Source organism: Corynebacterium sp. HMSC05C01, from assembly GCF_001807155.1.
Classification (GTDB): Bacteria; Actinomycetota; Actinomycetes; order Mycobacteriales; family Mycobacteriaceae; genus Corynebacterium; species Corynebacterium coyleae.
Map to the genome: position 1 here is coordinate 52885 of NZ_KV787950.1, position 18676 is coordinate 71560.

Annotated in this window: 22 protein-coding genes; 5 read left to right on the forward strand and 17 right to left on the reverse strand. The window is 60.8% G+C overall.

From position 1 onward, the window contains the following. Positions 1-213 precede the first annotated feature (213 nt). The 3 genes from HMPREF3145_RS04610 to HMPREF3145_RS04620 all read left to right on the forward strand — a co-directional run bounded on the left by HMPREF3145_RS04610 (position 214) and on the right by HMPREF3145_RS04620 (position 1911). Complete coding sequence (locus HMPREF3145_RS04610; protein WP_070422077.1) at positions 214-669, forward strand: hypothetical protein; 456 nt, start codon at positions 214-216, stop codon at positions 667-669. A gap of 253 nt (positions 670-922) precedes the next feature. Then, complete coding sequence (locus HMPREF3145_RS04615) at positions 923-1360, forward strand: hypothetical protein (protein WP_070422078.1); 438 nt, start codon at positions 923-925, stop codon at positions 1358-1360. 131 nt (positions 1361-1491) lie between these two features. Next, on the forward strand, positions 1492-1911 hold the full coding sequence (locus HMPREF3145_RS04620; protein WP_070422079.1) for a DUF488 domain-containing protein: 420 nt from the start codon (positions 1492-1494) through the stop codon (positions 1909-1911). On the opposite strand, the gene HMPREF3145_RS04625 is transcribed toward HMPREF3145_RS04620, so the two are convergent. From HMPREF3145_RS04625 to HMPREF3145_RS04645, 5 genes are all read right to left on the reverse strand, one after another. Next, a complete protein-coding gene (locus HMPREF3145_RS04625) occupies positions 1908-2411 on the reverse strand; it encodes a flavodoxin domain-containing protein (protein ID WP_070422080.1) in 504 nt (167 codons plus the stop codon). The two genes, HMPREF3145_RS04620 and HMPREF3145_RS04625, sit on opposite strands and share 4 nt — an antisense overlap. A gap of 17 nt (positions 2412-2428) precedes the next feature. Then, positions 2429-3697 (reverse strand): amino acid permease, encoded by a 1269-nt coding sequence (locus tag HMPREF3145_RS04630; RefSeq protein WP_070422081.1) that lies wholly within the window; start codon positions 3695-3697, stop codon positions 2429-2431. A 430-nt stretch (positions 3698-4127) separates the two neighbouring features. Further along, the gene (locus HMPREF3145_RS04635; protein ID WP_070422082.1) at positions 4128-4385 is read right to left on the reverse strand and encodes a hypothetical protein; all 258 of its coding nucleotides are present in this window, start codon (positions 4383-4385) and stop codon (positions 4128-4130) included. Positions 4386-4398: 13 nt separating this feature from the next. Next, entirely contained in the window at positions 4399-5640 is a 1242-nt protein-coding gene (locus HMPREF3145_RS04640) for an inorganic phosphate transporter (protein WP_083279388.1), read from the reverse strand. 144 nt (positions 5641-5784) lie between these two features. Continuing rightward, positions 5785-7146: an SLC5/6 family protein gene (locus HMPREF3145_RS04645; protein WP_070422083.1), complete on the reverse strand. Its 1362-nt coding sequence runs from the start codon at positions 7144-7146 to the stop codon at positions 5785-5787. Between the two features lie 567 nt (positions 7147-7713). Here HMPREF3145_RS04645 and HMPREF3145_RS04650 point away from each other — a divergent pair. Beyond that, entirely contained in the window at positions 7714-8160 is a 447-nt protein-coding gene (locus HMPREF3145_RS04650; RefSeq protein ID WP_141740812.1) for a hypothetical protein, read from the forward strand. Here the strand turns inward: HMPREF3145_RS04650 and HMPREF3145_RS04655 are convergent. From HMPREF3145_RS04655 to HMPREF3145_RS04695, 10 genes are all read right to left on the reverse strand, one after another. Continuing rightward, the gene (locus HMPREF3145_RS04655) at positions 8157-8804 is read right to left on the reverse strand and encodes a Fic family protein (protein ID WP_070422085.1); all 648 of its coding nucleotides are present in this window, start codon (positions 8802-8804) and stop codon (positions 8157-8159) included. The two genes, HMPREF3145_RS04650 and HMPREF3145_RS04655, sit on opposite strands and share 4 nt — an antisense overlap. Positions 8805-8861: 57 nt before the next feature. Further along, complete coding sequence (locus HMPREF3145_RS04660; protein WP_070422086.1) at positions 8862-9197, reverse strand: helix-turn-helix transcriptional regulator; 336 nt, start codon at positions 9195-9197, stop codon at positions 8862-8864. Positions 9198-9210: 13 nt separating this feature from the next. After that, positions 9211-9519, reverse strand: coding sequence for a type II toxin-antitoxin system RelE/ParE family toxin (locus tag HMPREF3145_RS04665; protein ID WP_070422087.1), 309 nt, complete (start codon positions 9517-9519; stop codon positions 9211-9213). A gap of 205 nt (positions 9520-9724) precedes the next feature. Next, a complete protein-coding gene (locus HMPREF3145_RS12095; RefSeq protein ID WP_256365574.1) occupies positions 9725-9859 on the reverse strand; it encodes a hypothetical protein in 135 nt (44 codons plus the stop codon). Between the two features lie 67 nt (positions 9860-9926). Beyond that, positions 9927-10247, reverse strand: a complete 321-nt coding sequence (locus tag HMPREF3145_RS04670; protein ID WP_070422088.1) for a hypothetical protein — start codon at positions 10245-10247, stop codon at positions 9927-9929. Between the two features lie 52 nt (positions 10248-10299). Then, positions 10300-11064, reverse strand: a complete 765-nt coding sequence (locus HMPREF3145_RS04675; protein WP_245168001.1) for an SDR family NAD(P)-dependent oxidoreductase — start codon at positions 11062-11064, stop codon at positions 10300-10302. Between the two features lie 30 nt (positions 11065-11094). Next, a complete protein-coding gene (locus tag HMPREF3145_RS04680; protein ID WP_070422090.1) occupies positions 11095-11346 on the reverse strand; it encodes a helix-turn-helix transcriptional regulator in 252 nt (83 codons plus the stop codon). Between the two features lie 70 nt (positions 11347-11416). Continuing rightward, positions 11417-12064 (reverse strand): hypothetical protein, encoded by a 648-nt coding sequence (locus HMPREF3145_RS04685; protein ID WP_141740813.1) that lies wholly within the window; start codon positions 12062-12064, stop codon positions 11417-11419. A 630-nt stretch (positions 12065-12694) separates the two neighbouring features. Next, positions 12695-12919 (reverse strand): helix-turn-helix transcriptional regulator, encoded by a 225-nt coding sequence (locus HMPREF3145_RS04690; RefSeq protein ID WP_034996602.1) that lies wholly within the window; start codon positions 12917-12919, stop codon positions 12695-12697. A 223-nt stretch (positions 12920-13142) separates the two neighbouring features. Next, positions 13143-13529, reverse strand: a complete 387-nt coding sequence (locus HMPREF3145_RS04695) for a hypothetical protein (RefSeq protein ID WP_070422092.1) — start codon at positions 13527-13529, stop codon at positions 13143-13145. A 191-nt stretch (positions 13530-13720) separates the two neighbouring features. Between HMPREF3145_RS04695 and HMPREF3145_RS04700 the strand changes: the two genes are divergently transcribed. Next, positions 13721-14674, forward strand: a complete 954-nt coding sequence (locus HMPREF3145_RS04700; protein WP_070422093.1) for a GIY-YIG nuclease family protein — start codon at positions 13721-13723, stop codon at positions 14672-14674. A gap of 39 nt (positions 14675-14713) precedes the next feature. Here the strand turns inward: HMPREF3145_RS04700 and HMPREF3145_RS04705 are convergent, their stop codons facing one another. Together HMPREF3145_RS04705 and HMPREF3145_RS04710 are read right to left on the reverse strand one after the other, a co-directional pair. Then, on the reverse strand, positions 14714-16090 hold the full coding sequence (locus tag HMPREF3145_RS04705) for a hypothetical protein (protein ID WP_070422094.1): 1377 nt from the start codon (positions 16088-16090) through the stop codon (positions 14714-14716). Positions 16091-16300: 210 nt separating this feature from the next. Beyond that, on the reverse strand, positions 16301-18676 hold the full coding sequence (locus HMPREF3145_RS04710) for a 3'-5' exonuclease (RefSeq protein WP_070422095.1): 2376 nt from the start codon (positions 18674-18676) through the stop codon (positions 16301-16303).

The following is an 18676-nucleotide window of genomic DNA, read 5'->3' on the forward strand; positions in this document are numbered from 1 at the left end:
TTTGAAAGATATAGAAAAGATATAGCGGGCTTGCGGGCAGGCATCTACAGACGTTTCCCCAGGTCAGAGAATTGTTCCGATATCTTTCTATATCTTTCGGAATTGTTTCCTGCGCATTTATTCGCCCCAAAATGTCCCTACATTACAAATTAATAACGACAACTGGCTATATTGATAGCTGTTCATAACTCCCCTCTAAGACTTGGAGCTCCCGTGAAGAAGATCGCCGCAGCCACCCTGGCAGCAACCATGACCCTTTCCCTCGGCGCTGTTCAGGCCAACGCCGCAACCAACGAGATGCGCGGCACGGGCGACGACCGCGTCTGCGTTCTGACCCTCGATGGCCAGAAGAACAAGATCGAGGTCGCACCGGCCAAGGTTGACGAAAAGGTCAAGGACATCCTCCCGGACAACAAGAACGGCCTGGTGCGCACCAGCGCTGACCTCGGCCAGGCTTTCGGCTCCTCCGACCAGGAGCTCATCAACGGCGCCAACAACCTCGAGGCCATCGACGCCTGCAAGAAGGGCGTGGACTACAAGACCGCCGATATGACCGCGGGCAAGAAGGCTGCCATCATCGGCTCCACCGTGCTCGCTGTGATCTTGGCAATCGCTGGTCTGGCATCGCCGTTCGTCGGCCCGATGATCCAGCAGTTCCTCCCGCGCTAATCTTTGCGACGACACCAAGCGGCCGTTCCTCACCGAACGGCCGCTTTTTCGTTGCCCGGCGCCGATAGTTGGTGGGCCCCCAGTTGTCCGCAATGCGGAGTCCGCAACGCTCGCGGCACCTGCAATGCCTGCAGTGCCCCGAACAGGGGTGACGAAATTCCCTTTCGGCGACCGTAATTGTCACCCGCCATACATGGGAATATCTTCATAAGTGGAACCTGTTTTTCCCCTGTCCAAGAATTGGAGTTTCCCTGTGAAGAAGATCGCCGCAGCCACCCTGGCAGCAACCATGGCCCTTTCCCTCGGCGCTGTTGACGCCAACGCTGCGTCCAACACGATGTCCAACCTCAACCACAATTGCCGCGTTGTCACCGCCATGGGCATCGATAACATCACTCCAGACACTGCCCAGGAGTACCTGAAGATGAATCCGGAGCTCGATGCAAAGGTTGTAGGCTCCGCAGACATGGCCGAGGCCTTCGGCTCCAGCGACTCCGCAACCATTGACGGCCGCGAGACCTTTAATGCATACAAGGCCTGCGCTAACCGGGAGAACTACCAGTCCCAATCGATGACCGACACCAAGAAGGCCCTGGTCATCACCGGCACCGTCATCTCCGCTCTGGTCCTGATCGGTGGCGTTCTCGCCCCGGTCGTCGGCCCGATGATCCAGCAATTCCTGCCGTTCTAATTTCGATATAGAACACCAAAGCCGCTCCGGCGAATACCGGAGCGGCGTTTTCGTTGGCCACGACCAATCGTTGGTACGGACCCAATTGTCCGCAATGCGGAGTCCGCAATGCCGCAACTAGCCTCGCGGGTATGCACCTTTTCACCATTGGATACAGCAAGAAGACCGCCGAAGAATTCTTTGACATTCTGCGTGACAACGACATCAAGCAGGTCGTCGATATCCGGCGCCACAACTCGAACCAGCTCGCGGGCTTTACTAAGCAGTCCGATCTGCCGTGGTTCCTCGACACCATCGCGGGCATCGGCTACACCCACGAACTCGCCCTCGCGCCCAGCGAGGACCTCATGCACGCCTACCGCAAGGAGGGCCTGCCGTTCGAGGAGTTCGCGAAGAAGTTGCGGGCAGAGTTCGACGAGCGCGCGATGCCGAAACTTGCCGACGCCTCCGTGCTCCTCTGCTCAGAACCCGACCCCGACGTCTGCCACCGTTCCGTGGCGGCGGACTACCTGGCCGAGCAGGACAGCGATGTCGAGGTCGTGCACCTTTAAGCGTCCGCTTGACGACGAACCCATGCCACCACCGGGTCCAACGCCGCAAAGGCCACCCAGTCGGTGTCTTTGCCGTACATATCCACGGTGTCCTGCTCGGAGGCGCTGAGGTTACCCTTGGCCTTCAGCGCGGTGACCAGCCCGCGCATCACCATCTTGTGCTTGAGCGACAGCCCTGAGTAGTTCATCCGGCCCGGCAGGTAGAAGCGGGTGACGGAGTCGGCACGTTTGCCGAGAAGACCTGCCGCCGGGTCGGTCTCGGGCGCTGCCGTAGACATGCACACGGTCACCAGCGCCACCGGCACGTCGGCCGGCAGCGACTTCACAAACTTCGCGCCGGCGTGCGACGGGCCGTGGATGGGGGAGAGGACCACCACCGGCCCGTCGATTGAAGGCGAGGTGGAGGGAATCGGCTGCGCGGTGTCGTCGAGAAGCGATGCGAGCTCCTCGGCGTACTCGCGGGTCGAGCCATAGACGGTGGAGTAATAGATCCGAACCATGACTCTTATTGTGTCACCTAACCGGCGAACATCTGCCAGATGGCGACGCCCATGATGATCACGCCGAGGACGAACACGAAGATCGTTTCGGGTTTGTTGGCAAAGCGGCGGAAGGCCTTGGCGTTGCGGAAGAGCAGCATGGGCACGATGTACACCAGGAAGGTGATGAATACGCCGCCGACGACGGAGATCAGGTCCAGGATGGACGGGTTGACCACGGCTGCGATGACGGTGGTGACGAACACGAAGACGTAGATGCCCCAGCGCATGGCCTTGGGGCTGACGCGGTCCGCGAACTTCGGGGCGACGGCGCGCACCAGGTAGGTGGTGCCTTCCTCCGCGCCCATGACGTGTCCGAAGTAGGAGGACGCGATGGCGCACAGGGCGACGATGGGGGAGAGCACCGCCAGGAACGGGGCGTGGGTTTCGTTGGCCAGGTAGGACAGGACGGGGATGTTCTGTTCGCGGGCGGCGTCCATGCCGTCGGCACCGAGTGCGAGGCTGCAGGACCAGACGAAGAACATGGTGAAGCCGACGAGCATGATCGCGGAGATGGCTTCGATCTTGGAGACGAGCTTTTCGGTGGCCTTCTCGTCGCCATCGAAACGCTTCTGCGCGTCGAGGGCCGCCTGGGAGATCGCCGGCATGTGGCTAAAGGAGAACACGAAGACCGGCAGGATCAGCAGCAGCGCCTGCCAGGTTGGGGTGTCGGACTGGTAGGAGCGGAAGCTGGCCAGGTCCCACTGGGGGATGAGGTAGATGGACACGGCCGCGAGCGCGATGATCAGCGGGTAGACCAGGATGTTGGCAAACGCCAGGGTCGCCTTCTTGCCCATGGCGTAGGCGCCGGTGAGCACACCCACGCACAGCGCCGCCAGGACCCAACGCGGCAGCTGCGGTCCGCCGAGTTGGTTGACCAGGAAGCTGTCCATCGTGTTGGTGATACTCACGCCGTAGATCAACACGATGGGGTAGATGGACAGCCAGTACATCAGGCCCGTCATCAGGCCACGGGTGCGGCCGGACAGGGCGGTAACCACCTGCAGGACGTCGAGGCCCTTCACCGGGGAGGCCGACACGATGCGCGAGTAGGTGCGGTGCGACATGAACACCATCGGCAGCGCCAGCAGCGAGATGAAGATGAGGGGGAGGATGCCGAACGATCCGGCGTCGATAGGCAGGAACAGAATGCCCGCACCGACTGCGGTACCGAACAGGGTGATCGCCCAGGACAGGGTGCTGCCGTCGGGCGCGTCAGCGGCACGTTCGGCCTTGATTTGCCGCATGTCCGCATCTGTCAGATGGTCTAAGTTAAATTCACGCGCTGGTGTGGTCAATGTCGCCTTCCTCGCTAGGGGGTGTCATACGCCACACGGATCATAGACCACGCCCTTGCTTATCGACGAAAACGCCCGCGGCCCCAAACCTCGGGGACGCGGGCGTACATGCCGTTTACCGCTTATGCACGGGGGAGGACTGCCAGCGGGGACACGTCGATGTGCGTGGCAAGGCCACGGTCCTCATCGCGGAACCACGCGCGAATCTGGTCGAACAGGTTCATCATGCGGGTTCACCTCCTTTCAAAGCGTGAAGGTTGTTCACCTTCCGTTCATCTTGAGGCAACCCTAGGCCGGGCCAAATAGTTTGTCAACACCAACGATTGGCCCGTGCGAATAATCCCTGCATACGCACTAAAAATTAATGTGACGCATGTGACTAGAGGAACGGATACGGGTCCCATCCGGTGAAGTACTCAATGCGCTCGCGAGCGATCAACAGAATCGCTGCCACCACCGCCACCAGCACCACAGCCAGGAACACCCAGCCGATCACCCGGCGCGCACCCACGGGTGCCGTGCCGTCCTCCTCAGGCGACAGGAAGTGGATGCTCAACGAGAACAACGCCGGCAGGCCAGCGCCGAGCAGCAAGCCGGTGCCGAGCACCATCAACAGAGACTTCAGAATTTCAAGCATGACCTATACCTCTTTACTGGTGGTCCAGGCCGCGGGTCGTATCCACGATATGGGCGGGTTCGCCGCGGTGGGGGGTGGTGGGTTCGTCGATAAGCGAGTCGCTCTCCCAGTCATCGTTGACATTGTCGCGGTGCACCGGCTCGCGCTGCGCCACGATGAACATGTAACCGCCGCAGATCACAAGCACCACTGCCAACATGATGCCGCCCCACACGAGGTCGCCACCAAGATCCGAGACCCAACGGGCCGCCCACCAGGTGACAAACGCGACGAACGCGGCGATCGGCAGAGTGGTGATCCACGCGATGGCCATGCGGCCGGCAACGCCCCAGCGCACCTCGCCCTTCGGGCCCGTCAGGCCGGAGCCCATGATGGAACCGGTGGCGACGTGGGTCGTCGACAAGGCCATGCCCAAGTGCGACGACGTCAGAATGATCGCCGCCGACGATGTCTCCGCAGCCATACCCTGCGGCGGGTGAATCTCCACCAGACCCTTGCCCAGGGTGCGGATCACGCGGAAACCACCCGAGTAGGTGCCAATCGCGATCGCAAGCGCACAGGACGCCTGGATCCAAAACGGCATCGTGTGATCCGAATCAAACTGACCCGCGGCCACCATGGCCAGGAAGATCACACCCATCGTCTTCTGAGCATCCGACGTACCGTGCGCCAACGCCACCAGCGACGCCGTGCCAATCTGGCCCCAACGGAAGTAATTGTCGCGGTGCTCCTTCTCCGCATTCGACGTCAGGCGGTACACCAGCCAGGTGCCAATCATTGCGACGAGACCAGCCACGAACGGCGCAAACAACGCCGGCAGGATGATCTTGTGCAGCACGCCGCCCCATACAACGCCCTGCCAGCCAATCGCCGCGATCGCCGCGCCAATCAGACCGCCGAACAGCGCGTGTGACGACGACGACGGGATGCCGTACAGCCACGTAAACAAATTCCACAGAATGGCGCCCGTCAGGCCCGCGAACACGACCAGCAGGAGCCGCTCCGACTCAACCGTGTCGCTGAGGTCAAACACGTCTAGCTTCACAATGCCGTTGGCCACGGTCTTGGCCACCGCTACCGACAAGAACGCGCCGATGAGGTTCAAAATGCCAGCCAACGCCACAGCCGTCTTCGGCTTCAACGCGCCAGTAGCAATCGACGTCGCCATCGCATTCGCGGTGTCATGGAAGCCGTTCGTGAAATCAAAAAACAGCGCCACAACAATAATTAGGACGAGGAGGATAGTGATGCTCACATCCTGGCATTATGCGCCCTAATTAGCACTTAAGAAACTCACGGTCGCGCCATTAACCTCCCGTTTACCAAGCCCTTTGGTGCTACTTTGCTTTACCTGGGGGTTTCCGGCCTACGGCACCTAGCGTTCACCTTCTGGGGGTAGTTAGCCAGCCACGATGTTCCACACAGTGACACCCATGATCACCAACCCCACCACGAGCACAAAGATCGTGTCCGGGCGACGCGCGTAGTGCTTAAACGCCACCGCCTTATGGAACAGCAACACCGGCATGATGTAGACCAAGAACGCAACGAAAATGCCGCCGACCACCGAAATCATGTCCAGAATCGACGGGTTCGCCACCGCCACCAACACCGCGGTGACAAAGACGAAGATGTTGACGGACCAGCGCAGGGTGGTCGTCGATACGCGAGACGCAAAGCCCGGCGCGACCACGCGCACGAGATAACCGGTGCCCTCCTCCGTCCCCAAGAGGTGACCGAAGTACGACGTGACAATCGCAGCGATAGCGATAATCGGGCTCATCCACGCCATAAACGGCGTATCCGTCTCATTGGCCAAATACGACAACACCGGCACGTTCTGCTCGCGCGCCGCATCCATACCTTCCGCGCCAAGCGACAGCGCGCACGACCACACGAAAAACATGGTGAACGCCACCAGCATCAGCGCGGTGACCAACTCCACCTTGGACACCTCACGCTCGACGGCCTCCACATCACCGTCCTTCTTCTTCTGCACATCCAACGCGAACTGGCTCAACGCCGCCATGTGGCTGAACGAAAACACCAACACCGGCAGAATCAGCAGCAGGCCCTGCCACACCGGAACATCCGACTCGTAGCCACGGAAACTGGCAAAGTCCCACCGCGGAATGAGATACAACGACACCGCCGCAAGCGCAATGATCAGCGGATACACCAGTGCATTCGCGATCCACAGCGTGATTTTCTTGCCCAACGCGTAGGCACCCGTCATGATGCCCACCGACACCGTGGCCAGCACCCACCGGTCCACCTGCGCGCCACCCAACTGATTGACGATGAAACTGTCCAGCGTGTTCGTAATCGAAATGCCGTAAATCAACACCGTGGGATAAATCCCCAACCAATACAGCACCGCCGACGCAAACCCCCGCTTGCGGCCCGTCAGCGCCGTGATCACCTGCAGCACATCCAGGCCCTTCACCGGCGACGCCGCCACAATGCGCGCATACGTCCGATGCGAGAAAAACACCATCGGAGCAATCAGCAGCGTAGCGACGACCAACGGCCAGAACCCGAAACTACCCGCATTAATCGGCAGAAACAGGATGCCCGCACCCACGCCCGTGCCGAAAAGCGTGATCACCCAACGCATAAACGAACCGTCGGGCTCGTCACCCTCGCGGTGCTCCTTGATCTGGTCAATGTCCGCGTCGGTGAGGTTCTCCGCGTCGAACTCGTCACGCGCGAGCTCCAGGTGTTCATCGCTGTACTGCTCCGGCAGCTCCGGTTTTGTCATAAAGAATTACGGTACAGACGCCTCCGGCACGCTGCGTGTTTTTGTGCGGTGGGGTTGTCGGTGGTTCGTGCGGAACGCCAAGGTGAGTCGGGGGCGTTACGTTCATATGCAGGGCTCGATATGCGTAAGTGCCGGTCAGAGCGTTTTCCGAAATTTCAGCCGATTTTCCCAGAAACGCCGTGACCAGGGGTTACGCATATCGAGACCTGCATATGAAGCCTGGAGGGGCAGCGCGCAGACTGGTAGCCAAGCCACCGCAAACGTCACCGCACGCTAGGTGCAGCACCCGGACCGATGGGGCCAGACCCGCCTAGTACAACTTGTTGGTTCCGCCATCAACCATGAGGGTTTGTCCGGTGACGTAACGGGCGTCGCGCGACCCCTCGATGTCGATACCTCGATTTCGATAGTTCCTGGTCAGCGCGTTTTACACGTTTTCGCCCCTTCCGACGCCGAAACCCCTTGACCTGGGACTATTGCCATCGAGCTATCGACATCAACAATTCAGAGGGCAACCACCAAGGTTCTGGCCCCCTCGCCACCGCGCAGACCGGTACGCTCGGCCCCATGACTCAGTCAACCCGCAGCGCATCGCTTCACGACGACACCACCACCGACCGCCTCACCCAATCCGCCATCGCCGGCGCCCTGATCGCGGTACCCGACTACGTCCGTTCCACCCCAGGACGCATCTTCGCGTGGACGGCGATCCTCGGCGCGTACGCGACGGCGGTGGCGAAGTTCGACACCGTCTACGAAGACACCGACCACGACGTCACCGCCAAGGTGGAGGAGAAGCCCGACACCACGAACCCGAAGGTCACGTGGGGGTTGTTCGCCGGGGGGATCGTGCTGAATGCGCTGGGCCTGCGCCTGCACGTTGTCGTCCAGACGAAACTCGCCCGCGCACTGGAGCGCCGCGGGGTGAAGAAGCCGCACACGTTGCTCGGCGCCGCGTTTGCAGCGGTGATGTTCGCGGTGCTCGAGGCCGCCGCACGGGTCAGCCTGCGCTAGCGCTGCCTATCGACGAACGCTCGCCCCACCAATAGCTCCCTCACCGGCTCCTTCTCACCGAAGACGTAGAACCGGGCGAGGAAATCGTTGAAGTGCTCGGCGACTGACGGGTCCTTCTCATCGAAGGGGACCGTAAGGAGCAGGCTCGACCCCTCGCCGATGAGGTAACTGTTCGCGGCGAAGATAGCGGTGCGCTTGTTGCCGTCTTCGAACGGTTGCGCGCGGGCAATCTCGAGAAACAGGTCGACCGCTGCGTCTTTGCTGGTGTCGCTATTGAGCGTCTCGGTGATCAGGACGTCCAACGCCTGCTCCGACACCGCCGGCGGCTCGTGGCGACCGTAGCGGGTGCGCACGCCGATGCCCTGGTCGTCGGTACGCAAACTGCCCGGGTTGAGCGCGGCGCTTCGCGTCAGTGTGGCGTTGATGCGCCGCAGGTAGGCGGCACTGATCGGGGTACCGGTGTTGCTGAGGATGAACTCGCCGGCTGCCTTGAGATCCTCGAGCAGGGCGAGGTCACCGCGGCCGCGCACGCCGGTGGTGTCACCGGTTTCGAGGAAACGACCCGTGGCGGGCCTGCTAGTGGAGAGGTTGTCGAAGACGACACCCGCGGTGAAGATGACCTCGAGAAGTTGGCCGACGTTCATGGGGCCTCCCGGTTCCGGCGGTTGGGGTTGATGGGATCGAGTGTAGGGGGCGGTTAGTTACTGAGCGCGCCGCAAGTCCGACACTTCGCGGTGGCGGGCTCGCTCTCGAATGTTCGCAAGCCGCTCCTGCGCAACAGAGTCATGGGACTGCCTCCAACGCAGGTACGTGTCCTGCAGGTTCAGCCACAGCTCTGCCGAAGTTCCCAGCGCCGCCCCGACGAGGGCTGCTGATTCTCTCGTGAGCTCGTGTTGCCCTGAAATCAACGCTTCCACAAACGTCGTTGGCTGGGCCAGGATTTCTGCAAAGTCTTCTTTGCTCCAGCCACGCGCTTCCAATTCTTCGGCCAGGTAGTCTCCGACCGGAAAGGCTTCGGCCAGTGGTTGAGTAGTCATCGTTCACCTCCCATTAGTGGTAGTCGACCATCTCGATCACAACTACGATGCGTCTATCTTCATCTGTCTCAAACCGAATGACAAGGCGAAATTGCCTGTTTAATCGAATCGATGAGGTACCGACTCGATCGCCTCGAAGTTGCTCGAGTCTTAAGGACTTCAGCGCTCGCAAATCTCTTTCGTCACTGACATTTGCAAGTACCTGAATCTTGCGACGAAAGGCTCGCACCAGCTCGGGAGACCAACGCTTTGGCTGGAACGTGGAATCTTCGGCAAGGCGTTTAAGGATCTTGTCTTCGAAACGAATTCTCACGCAGACCATGACTCCGTCTGGTGAAAACACCGGCCGTTTGAGAACTTGCCTAAATTACGCGTTGGCCCGCTTGCCCACCCTTTTCTCCCCATGAGAAGAAGTGTAGAGAGCGATCTACGGTCTGCATAGCCTCTGACTGCTCATTTGAGTGAACACTTCCCCGCGGAAAACCGCACCAAACGAATAAAGTGCTAAACAAGCAGCGCTTGGGGGTTCACACGCAAGACGCGCCGATGCTGGCGACCTCGCTCGACTGGAGGAACCGACCTGTCGCGAGCCAGCTGGTGGACAGATTGTCGAACACGACACCCGCGGTGAAGATGACGTCGCGGAGCTGCGTGACGTTCATGGGCACCTTCCGGGACAGCGGCGAAGACGGACAGCACCGAGTGTAGGGGGCGGATGCGAGGGGTCAGTTACTCCTCGTCTGGCAGTGGCTCACCGTATCCGGTGAGAAGGCAGAGTTTCGAAAGGTTGTTGTAGATCTCGATACGTTCCGCCTTGAACTTCCAGCACAACGTGCCGAATAGGTCGCCAGGGTTCACGCCTTCTTTGCTTTTGGCCACGAACAGGTGGGCAAGACGGTTGGCGAACTCTTGGTCGTGCCCCTCCACGGTTGCTCCGCCGCCCGCTGTTCTGCGGTCGGAGTAGATAACGTTCCATCCACCGTTGGGCGACTCGATAACCGCAACCTCACCAGCCCCCGAGACAAGACCATATGGAAGATAACCAGCCATTGCTACTCCTCGTGACGCTGACCCGTAATCATCTCGTCCCGCGCAGCTACGTCTAGTAGACCTTGTTGGTTCCGCCATCCACCATGAGTGTTTGGCCGGTGATGTAGCGGGCGTCGCGGCTAAGCAAGAATGCGACGACCGGGGCGACGTCTGTCTCTGGGTCGCCGAAACGACCGAGCGGGATGCGCTGCAGAGACTGCTGGTAGAGCTCCGGGAATGCCTCGGACCACTTCTGCACGCCCTCGGTTAGCGCCATCGGACCGACGACGTTGACGCGGATGTCGTCCTTCGCCCACTCGTTGGCCACCACGCGTGACAGGCCACGGATCGCTTCCTTGGCCGACGCGTACGCCGCCTGGGTTGGCTGGCCGATGATGCCGGCGCCGGAGGCGAAGTTCACGATCGCGCCACCGTTGTCTTTGAGGTGCGGATAGGCAGCAAGCATGAAGTTCTTGGTGGCCTCGAAGCCGGTGCCGAAGGACAGGTCCCAGTCCTCCTGTTCCAAATCCGTGAACGGCTTCTGGTGCGACGCGTGGGCGTTGTTGACCACGCCGGTGAGCTTGCCGAACTTCTCCACCGCAAGCTCCATGGCCTTCTTTGAGGTCTCCGGTTTGCTCACGTCGCCGTTGAGGAAGACAACATTGTCGCCGAGGTCGTTCTCGAGGGTGGCGCCGGAGGCGTCGTTAATGTCGACGGCCACTACCTTGGCGCCGCGTGCGACGAGTGTGCGCGAGATTGCCCCGCCGATACCTGCTGCGCCGCCGGTGACCACGGCGACCTGACCCTGCAACTGCGTGTTCATATCCTGTGTACTCATAAACCCGAGTGTAGGGGCGGATTGGCGAGGTTACCCGTGCCTCCACGCAAGAAATGTGTCTTGCAGATTGAGCCACAGCTCTGCCGAGGTACCACGTGCTGCTCCGACCAGCTCAGCGGATTCCCGCGTAAGCTCCCGCTCGCCCGAGATGATCTCTTTAACAAAGCGCGTCGGCCGTCCCATGATCGCGGCGAAATCTGCTTCGCTCCAACCACGTTCTTCTAATTCCTCCGCGAGGAAATCTCCCACTGGGAACGCTTCTGCCAAAGGTTGAGTAACCATTGTTCACCTCCGTCAGTGGACCATCGGAGGACCGTCAGTGGACCTCCAGTGGCCACTGACGATACCGCCGCTACGCGGGCCGCATCCCCCAACTGCTGAACCGGTGCCGGTCTACCGCCTCCTCCACGGCATACACCATGTCCCGAAGGGCACCGTACCCCGCGAGCTTCGCCTCCAGGTCCACGATCAATTGCAGGCCATCGACCCACATCTCCATAACCACGCGCGGTTCCGCCGTCCCCGGCGCGAACAGCGGCAGCGGGAAGTACGCTGAGCCGGAGTCTTTACCGATTTCACTGCCATCCACCTCGCTGCATTTGTAGTTCAGGCCCATCTCTGCCAGGCCGTCACCAGCCAATTCAGCGCTAGGTTCTGGGAACTCAACCTCTCGGATTTCCACCCGCATCGCGCGATCCGCCTCGTCCGCATAGGAGAGAGGTTGCGGCAACACGCGTGAGATGGTGTCGCAAATCGGCCCCATCATGTCCAGACGTCCGGCGTCGTCGCATTCCCGCGCGGAGATCGCGAGCCCGTATACGCCCGCAAACCGCAGTTCGTGCGCGAGTGCCTCCCCGCTGATCTCCACCATCAACCTGGCCGCCGAACCCGCTGATTCGACGGTTGTCGCCTGCCGCATCAGCAGCAGCAGCGGCAAGCCAGCCATCAAAACGATGCCTGCGAGGTGCTCAGCCACCTCACCTGCTTCCGGCTGCTTCATACTGACCGTCCGACGCTTTCTGGCCGCCCGATTCAGTCCGGCAACAACCGCGTGCCCAAGCTCCCGCCCGGAACCGTCAATCTCACCGAATCGGTTCGCAACAATTATCCGGCCCCCAACGTGCGTTCCCGCCGCTTTGGCCCCAATTTTCCAAGTTTTCATCCCCACGCCCGGCAGCCTACGTCGCACCCCGCGCGAGCACAGCCCCTCACGTGCTCATTTCAGTGGACATCCGCCTACCGACGCACCAAAGGTTTTCTCACTACAAACAGTTGGTGAACACCCAATTGTCCGCAATGCGGAGTTGTTAGAGCCAGTCTGCGCCCTTGTCATCGAGATCGACCATGGCGGCCCACCACAGTCATATGCAGGTAGCTCATCCGCAGCATTTGACCCCGCCGATTCCTCAGACCGCCTCAGTGTCTGACGGAGGTCGTTCTTTTCAGCCGCTAACTTGGCTGCCTCGAGAATGTCCGAGAAGAGATTGATGGAGGTGCTCATGCCGAAGATACCATTAAGCGTCAACGCTTCAGGCAATAGCTCCATGCCCGGCAGTTTCAAAACTTGGCGGCCTCAAACAGTTGGTGCGTACCTACTTGTCCGCAATGTGGAGTCCGCAAGGGGCGACGCTCAAAATCGCCCCAGCTCGTCAGCTCTATGCACGACGGGTTCAAGGTCGTACCCGAGCACGGCAAGAACGTCGATCACCTTGCCGATCTCCGCCGTCGGCTTACCGTGCTCCAGCTCCCGAAGGAACCGGTCCGACACGTCGGCAAGCTCGGCGACCTCCAGTTGGGTCAGCCTCCGCTCCTTACGCTGGGCGCGCACAAAGCTACCGAGTGCCTCTATGTCCACGTGTCACGTCTCCTCGCTGACCGTATGCTGTTACGGAACGTTCGCACCGAATCTGTTCCTATAGGCCGTGAGGTTAGCGCAAAACAGCGCATTTCGGTGTGTTCGCTCCGACTTGGAGGCAAGCGCCCTCAATTTCAGATCGGCACGTTCGTTTCGCCGAGGGCAAGCTCGCAGGGTGGCCTCGGCCGCATACACGCAGCGATCTGCCTATCTACGCACCGGCTTAGCCCAGCGGCGCGTAGCCAAAGTCACCGCGCTGCACCTGACTGCGGGCATTCGGGTCGAAGGTTGCGCACAGGGCTGCCGCCACGTAGCGCACACCGCCTGCCGGCGAAGAGGAGCCGACGCGCTCGGCGCAGTTCTCCAGGGCTGGCAGGCCGATACTCTCCCCGGGCGAAGTCATGGAGAAGAAAGACGCGGCCATCATGGTGTTGCCATCGGCGCGCACGTATTCCGAAGAGCCCTTAATAGCTTGCCAAGCAATCGCCCCGACGGGATCGGTGCGGAACTGGTCCCGCTCAGTTGGGGTCAGCTCGGCGTTAGCAGCAGGCGCGGACAGTGTTGTGATGAGTAGTGCTGCTGTTGCAGCAAGGAGAGGAAGCTTTTTCATAGGAACACTCTATCTCCCGCGCCACAGTTTTCCTCGGCATTGCCGACCCCGGCTTAACTGATGGCGCTGCGCAACTGTCGAATCTCGGCAGGCCCCACACGGCGCAATGCGGAGTCCGCAAGGGTTGACCCATCGGCGACCTCCGTCACCTCAATCTGAGTCAGCTTGATTTTCGGATTACTCTCAACCACATGGGTTCCCCGAAAACGCTGCAGCTTTTCATGATGGACGGCACTGCCACCGGGCCGATCAAGGCCTCGATTAGAAATTGGGTCGGCCGGGTCTATTCAATCCCGCGCACCGAACTCAATTCGGAAGAGCTCCGAGGGCGTCCGGAGCTGAACCACCCCGCGGTGTATTTCCTGGTTGGCACGAACCCGGAGACGGACAAGCCGCGGATCTACATCGGCCAAACCGCGCCCCGCCAGAACGGCGTCGCATTCGCTAGGGCCGCCGAGCATTCACGCAGCGCGGACAAAGACTTTTTCAACCGCATCATCTACGTGGTTGTGGTGGATGACTCCTGGGGCGCCACCGAAATCACCTTCCTGGAAAACGCGTTCCACCAGCGCGCTATTAAGGCGGACCGTTACGAGGTTGCCAACGGCAACACCCCGTCCGCTGGCAGTGTCAGCGAAGAGACCCAAGCAGAGCTGGACGAGTTCATCGAGAACACCAACCTCATCATCAGCGCTCTAGGCGTTTCCGCTTTCCAGCCGAAGGCAACTTCGTCGAAGTCTCGCACCTCGACCAACACGGCTTCAGCTTCGGCGCGCCCGAGCGACGACGAAGAACCGGTCTTCGAGCTCACCGTTCTCAGCCAAGGTGTTCAAGGCTTGGGCCAGCGCACCACTTCCGGTTTCCTCGTCCTCGAGGGATCCACGTTGCGGCCGGAGCTGCGTCCCAGCGCCCCGCGAGGGGTCCACGCTACCCGGGAGCGCTACGCGGACCAGATCCAGGACAACACGCTGACCTCAGACTTGGAGTTCACCAGCCCGTCCGCCGCAGCGGCGTTCCTGGTGGGCGGTGCAGCAAACGGCAGAACGATGTGGCACCTGCAGGATGAACCGTCCACAACGCTCGCAGCCTGGGAAGACCGTGAGGGCGACGAAGCCGACCAGCAGGCAGTAAGTGAGGTTGAGTAATTAAGCGACCACTTGCTGAATCCTGCGTGCTCCAAGGCCTCATTTTGGTAGCTCTGGTGGCGCAACCGGAAACGGCCTTAAAGCCTCGTAGACGTAGCAATCCCACCGAGCGCCCGTAGGAACTTTTACGCCGCCTGTTTCTCTAAAGGCAATCACTGTTCGACCTTCTTGTTCGATATCTCTGTCAAACAGTTCTTGGAATGCTGGTGCCTGGCGGGCCGTCTCTATAGAGAGCCTCTTCGCAACTGAACCGGCCTCGTGAACGAGATATGCTCCGCATGGTCTGCCGTCTTCGTATACAAGGTGAGCAGCACTCTCCTCCGCGCGAACAGGTGCTCCAAACAAGTCCGGGAATTTCCTGAACGTCGTCAAGTAATCGCTCCACCTCCGAAACCGCTTCATTCGGTCACTAGCGCTCTGCAAAGACGGCTCAAGACTATGGAATTGTTCCCATTTTCCTCGGTTTTTGAGCCCCTGTTCGCCGAGAAAGGCCAACGTTGTTCGTGGGAATCGTTCTCGGGCTTCGAACAACCTGTTCGCAAAAAATTCATTCAATGCCTCAACCGCAGTTTGAGCATTCCGGATCATGCTTGCATCGACAGCAGCCCCTCCGTGAATGACACCGTTACGAATAGTGGCTACATACCGGTACCAGTTGGAAACCGCATTTTCCTCTCGCAACTTCTCTTTTCGCCACGATTGTCCGGTAAGAACGGGATACAGCTCGTGCATCATCAAAGCGGTTACCGATTTTTGCTGCTTTCGTCCAGACTTTCCTTTGAGGAAATGCTCGGCAGCTTCGTGTGGCGATAGCCCCTGTTCCCAAAAGAGGTGCTGGAGTAACTCATCTATAAGGGTCTCGCACGCAGAAGCGTAAAGAATACAAGCAACGTTGTAGTCCCCGGATCGTCTTTCATACCGTTCAGCTTCGAAATACAGTTCCGTGTACCTGATAAAGGGTCCGGGAACATCAAGATTTACTAATGCAGCATCGATCCATTGGCCAACTGCATCCGGCTGAGGCAAGTGTTCTTCCGCGCAATCGAAGTTCTGGTTCACCACGAACAAACCGGTGGGCTCCACCGTGGGCAATGGTATTTCGAGACGCTCCAGTTCCCATGGTTCTTTTTCCCCCTGTGCGAATGGGATAGAACTAGGAAGGGCCTCCCTCCTGACCTGCGCTACCGGGGCCCCAATCGCTATTGCTAGAGCACTTAGCCACTGGTTAAGCATCAAAATTCCAAAATCGAAGGCCGCTGTAATGTCCCGGCTATCGACTTCACCCTGAGCAACCTGTCCAGTTTCTTGCGAAAAGTCCCGACTAACGATTATTTCGAAAACGGTGAAAGCCTGGTCACCAGAGCTTACGAAAGAGTGATCCTCTGTGACACGTCTAGGATGAAGTCGACGGTTCATTGCATTACTGCAGGCTTGAAAAGCTGAATGCGCTATCGCAGGGGCATTTACTTGGTGGGGGACCAGGCACACGCTATCGGCGCTAAAAGTTTCAGTGCCAGCACGATCGGTATATGTCATGCTTGGCCTTCTTATATATGGATGCCGATCCCTAATCGGTAATGGCTCCGGTGCTGGAATGAAGAAATGCCATGAAGTCATGGAAACCCCCTAACCCTCCGGCAACAGCTCCGAGCGCTCGCCAACCGTGGTCACCACCAGCGCGTCGCGAGCGCGCGAGGCTGCCACGTACAGCAGCGAACGCTCGCGCTGCAGAGCGGCGCGGGCGTCTTCCTCGGATAGGTTCTTCAGCCGGAAGCGCAGCGGCATGATCTCCTTGCCCACTCCCATGAGAATCACGTGGGTGAACTCCATGCCTTTGGCGCCGTGCATGGTCATCACGGAAACCTGCTCATGGGAGGCCAACTCGGCGTTTTTGGTCTGGACGGCGTCGATGCCGTGGTCGGCAAGACCGGACACCACGCGGGAGAGCTGCCCGCGGGTGCGGCACATCACCCCGACGCGGACTTCCTTGCGCGGCCCGTCTTCACCGGCGCGCTCGGCTTCCTCAAGCCAGCCGTTGATCAACGCCGCCGCAACGGCGAATTCCTCGTCTTCCGACGCCGCGGTCACAATCATCGGCGCCGGGCCGGTGCGCGCGGAGCGGTACCCGCCCACCGAGTCGACCTCGCCCTCGCCGTCCAAGAACTCCATGTCACCGCCGACCAGAATGCGCAGCGCATAGTCCAGGTTCTCTTTGGTGGTGCGGTAGTTCAGCGTCAAACGTCGAGACGCGCGGCCGCGAGTAGAAATGCCAAAGTGCGACAGGGTCAACGGGTTGCCGTAGATGCGCTGGTGGGAGTCCTCGGCGATGAAAACATCGTTCGGGCCCTCCGCCACGCACGCGCGCAGGAAGCGCCAGTGGCCGGCGTTGAAGTCCTGGGCCTCGTCCACAACCACGTGGTCGAACAAGGATCCGCCGCCGCGCTCGTAACGCACGTTCAAAATCTCCGCGCCCACGGCGGACATGGTGGGCCAGAACAGCTGGCCGTCGATGGCCTGGGTCTGCATCAGCGACTCCAGCACGGCCCACACCTGTTTACGCTGCTTGCGGTTCAGCGGCGTGCCGCGACCGGTGCGCGCGAGCTTGAGGTACTCCGCCAGCGTGGTAATGCCACCCGCCAGCACCACGGTTTCGTACTCGGCCTGCAGGAACGCTTCGTTGGCAATCTCGCGGGGCATGGATTCGTCGGTAGCCTCAAGCGCGCCTTCCCACACCTGGCGGGCGGCCATGTCTGTGTAGGGGCGCACGCGCGGAGCGGCGACGCCGAGGACTCGCCGGGTTGCCTCCGAAACCTCTTCGGGCGTGCCCAAAGAGACCACCTTGCGCACCACGGCGTCAATGTTGTCCACCCACACACCGTCCTCGCCGGGTTCACCGGCCTCCGGGTACGACGGATTCAGCGCGTTGAGCTGGGACTTCAACCCCTGCGCCAGACCCTTCGTAAACGTGGTCAGCAGCACGCGCGGTCCCGCCCCGGCAACGCGCCCCATGGCCAGGTTGTTCGCGCGGTGCACCGCCACCACCGTCTTGCCGGTGCCCGCACCGCCGAACACGCGCGCGGAGCCCTTGTACGAGTTCTCCGCCATGCGGCGCTGCTCCGGATGGATGTACACGCGCCACTTCTCAAAGCTGCCGGACTCGATCACGCTGCGCAGGGACTCGGTCTCCACATCGTCCACGTACGCGAACTCCAGCTCCGCAGCCGCCTGCCGCAAACCAGCCAACAGACGCGCGTCCTCGGACTCCGCCGCCTCCGACGCCGAGACCTTCCGCAGGCCCAGCGACTCGCGCGTCTCCTCAACCGAATACCCCGCCACCAGCGCCAACACAGCCTCGTGCTCCCACTTCGGCCGCGTCGCCAACAGCGCGTCCAACCCGTCCTCGGACTCGAGCGCCAACACTTGCCCGGTCAGCGCCGGGTCGATGCCCAGCTCCTCCCACAACTTCTCGGGCGTCAGCTCACCCAACACCTCGCGCGGTGCGGGCGATTGCTTCTCGACGAGCTCCGCCTCCACCCCCTTCTCCTCCGCGACCGCCTTCGCCTGTTGCGCCGCCAGCTCGCGCGCGGCACGTGCAGCCGCCTCGGCCTTGGCGCGCGAATCAACATCCGCCGAAGCACCAGAACCAGCATCCCCCGCAGCAGGCTCCTCCTTGATCAGCGTCGTAATGCCGTTGATCGGGTTCACGTCCAGCCGCAGCCGCGCCGGGTCCAGCCGCTCAGCCTTGAGGTTGCCTTCGTCGTGCGAGTCCACGTCCACAAGCACGAAGTGGTGCGTGTCCTGGTCGCGGATCTCAAAGAGCACCGCGCGGAACTGGTCGTTGATGCGGCCGGTGCGCACGCGCTTGTCCACGGCGTTCGTGAGTGTCTTGATCTTCAGCGACGGGTTCGTCGGGTCCGCAGAGAGCTTCTGCAGGAAGTTCATCGTCGGCTTCATCAGTGCGCCGTCGAGGTCCAACCCGCTGTACAGGCTAAACGTCACCAT

What these genes read in the sequence shown, in the direction of transcription:
- HMPREF3145_RS04705 (WP_070422094.1), bottom strand. Translation starts at nt 16,090, where the DNA reads ATGAACCGTCGACTTCATCCTAGACGTGTCACAGAGGATCACTCTTTC.
- HMPREF3145_RS04675 (WP_245168001.1), bottom strand. Translation starts at nt 11,064, where the DNA reads ATGAGTACACAGGATATGAACACGCAGTTGCAGGGTCAGGTCGCCGTG.
- HMPREF3145_RS04645 (WP_070422083.1), bottom strand. Translation starts at nt 7,146, where the DNA reads ATGACAAAACCGGAGCTGCCGGAGCAGTACAGCGATGAACACCTGGAG.
- HMPREF3145_RS04670 (WP_070422088.1), bottom strand. Translation starts at nt 10,247, where the DNA reads ATGGCTGGTTATCTTCCATATGGTCTTGTCTCGGGGGCTGGTGAGGTT.
- HMPREF3145_RS04625 (WP_070422080.1), bottom strand. Translation starts at nt 2,411, where the DNA reads ATGGTTCGGATCTATTACTCCACCGTCTATGGCTCGACCCGCGAGTAC.
- HMPREF3145_RS04700 (WP_070422093.1), top strand. Translation starts at nt 13,721, where the DNA reads ATGGGTTCCCCGAAAACGCTGCAGCTTTTCATGATGGACGGCACTGCC.
- HMPREF3145_RS04650 (WP_141740812.1), top strand. Translation starts at nt 7,714, where the DNA reads ATGACTCAGTCAACCCGCAGCGCATCGCTTCACGACGACACCACCACC.
- HMPREF3145_RS04630 (WP_070422081.1), bottom strand. Translation starts at nt 3,697, where the DNA reads ATGCGGCAAATCAAGGCCGAACGTGCCGCTGACGCGCCCGACGGCAGC.
- HMPREF3145_RS04635 (WP_070422082.1), bottom strand. Translation starts at nt 4,385, where the DNA reads ATGCTTGAAATTCTGAAGTCTCTGTTGATGGTGCTCGGCACCGGCTTG.
- HMPREF3145_RS04685 (WP_141740813.1), bottom strand. Translation starts at nt 12,064, where the DNA reads ATGAAGCAGCCGGAAGCAGGTGAGGTGGCTGAGCACCTCGCAGGCATC.
- HMPREF3145_RS04695 (WP_070422092.1), bottom strand. Translation starts at nt 13,529, where the DNA reads ATGAAAAAGCTTCCTCTCCTTGCTGCAACAGCAGCACTACTCATCACA.
- HMPREF3145_RS04680 (WP_070422090.1), bottom strand. Translation starts at nt 11,346, where the DNA reads ATGGTTACTCAACCTTTGGCAGAAGCGTTCCCAGTGGGAGATTTCCTC.
- HMPREF3145_RS12095 (WP_256365574.1), bottom strand. Translation starts at nt 9,859, where the DNA reads ATGAACGTCACGCAGCTCCGCGACGTCATCTTCACCGCGGGTGTCGTG.
- HMPREF3145_RS04620 (WP_070422079.1), top strand. Translation starts at nt 1,492, where the DNA reads ATGCACCTTTTCACCATTGGATACAGCAAGAAGACCGCCGAAGAATTC.
- HMPREF3145_RS04660 (WP_070422086.1), bottom strand. Translation starts at nt 9,197, where the DNA reads ATGACTACTCAACCACTGGCCGAAGCCTTTCCGGTCGGAGACTACCTG.
- HMPREF3145_RS04710 (WP_070422095.1), bottom strand. Translation starts at nt 18,676, where the DNA reads ATGGTGACGTTTAGCCTGTACAGCGGGTTGGACCTCGACGGCGCACTG.
- HMPREF3145_RS04665 (WP_070422087.1), bottom strand. Translation starts at nt 9,519, where the DNA reads ATGGTCTGCGTGAGAATTCGTTTCGAAGACAAGATCCTTAAACGCCTT.
- HMPREF3145_RS04655 (WP_070422085.1), bottom strand. Translation starts at nt 8,804, where the DNA reads ATGAACGTCGGCCAACTTCTCGAGGTCATCTTCACCGCGGGTGTCGTC.